The sequence below is a fragment of the Candidatus Eisenbacteria bacterium genome (assembly GCA_035712145.1).
GTDB lineage: Bacteria > Eisenbacteria > RBG-16-71-46 > RBG-16-71-46 > RBG-16-71-46 > DASTBI01.
This window is the reverse complement of sequence record DASTBI010000129.1, coordinates 1-1235: the sequence shown is the minus strand read 5'-3', so window position 1 is coordinate 1235 and position 1235 is coordinate 1. Positions and strand designations below refer to the sequence as shown.

At 61.8% G+C, this 1235-nt stretch carries 1 protein-coding gene; it reads right to left on the bottom strand.

Going from position 1 to position 1235, the window contains the following annotated elements; all coding sequences use genetic code 11:
- Window positions 1-11: 11 nt before the first annotated feature.
- A complete protein-coding gene (locus VFQ05_08065) occupies window positions 12-992 on the bottom strand; it encodes an IS630 family transposase (protein ID HET9326711.1) in 981 nt (326 codons plus the stop codon).
- Between the last annotated feature and the right edge of the window lie 243 nt (window positions 993-1235).

The following is a 1235-nucleotide window of genomic DNA, read 5'->3' as shown; positions in this document are numbered from 1 at the left end:
AGTACAGGCTATCATAAAAGCGATCCGAGTTTCCGTTCCAGCTTGTCGACGGTGTATGACCACTTGATTGGCTTGGCCGTCTGGTTGTAATAGGCGATGAAGTCGGCAATCGCCTGCTCTAACTCTGTTGTACTGCTGAAGTGGTTGGGCTGCAGGAGTTTGCGTTGCAGAATCGAAAACCAAATCTCGATCTGATCCAGCCAGGAGGCGTTCTTGGGCAGCCAGTAGACTTGGAACGTCAGGCCCCAACCCTGCTGCTCAGCCTGCTCTCTCAGCCAGTCCTCCAGTTGCTTGGGTGCGTGGGTCGGGCCATTGTCCACGATCAGCGCGATTGTCTGCACCCCGCGCCGCTGTGCCTCCTTCACCAGCACCGTTGCGATGAAGGTCTGGAAGTCCACAAAGCGTTTGCGTGTCGTACAGCACCCCATAACCTCTCCGTCCGCCACGCTCAGTCCCGCGATCAAATGCCGTGCACCGCGACGGGTGTAGCGCGGCGATTGGCGCAGACAGTGGCGGCGGATGCTCGGCCGCGGCGCCATCTCGGCTTGACGCGCTTGGATGGAGGTTTTCTCATCGACACACACCACCCACGTGCCGCGCGAGAGCAACAGCCGCGCAGCCTCATACAGCTGCAAGATCGGTCGTGCCCGCTCCAGAAACGTGCTGGGATCGTGGATATGTTGCCAGGAGCGGTAGCGCCAGGGCCGGAGGCGCTCAGAGAGCAACCAGCGGCCGACAGTACTGGCCGACACGCCGCTCCCAGAGCAAGCAGCGGCCACGCGTCGAGCCAGTTCGGCTCGACTCCAGCGCGCGAGCGGCACGCCCTGCGTGCGGGGCAGCGAGCAGGCGGTGGCAGTGACTTGAACTTGCACCTCAGGGGGAAAAACGCCGCGGCGCACCCGGCCGCGGCGCATCGTCGAGCGAGTGCGTTTCGCTCCAGCGCCGCCGCCATTTGCGCACGATTCGATCAGCGGTGCCAGAGTGGGCGGCAAGCTGCTGATTACTCCAGTCGGGATGGTCATGAGCCGCCAGGACAATCCGCGCCCGCAAAACGATGGTTTGGGGCGTGGTATGGGCGCGCAGGAGCTGCCGGAGCTGTTGCTCCTGCTCAGCTGACAACACAATCGGATAGAAGGGCTTGGGACCTCGCATCGTTCACACCTCCCAAGCCCAGTGTACACATGGTGTTGGAGCATGTCAAACTCGGATCAGATTTACGGTAGCCTGCACTTAGT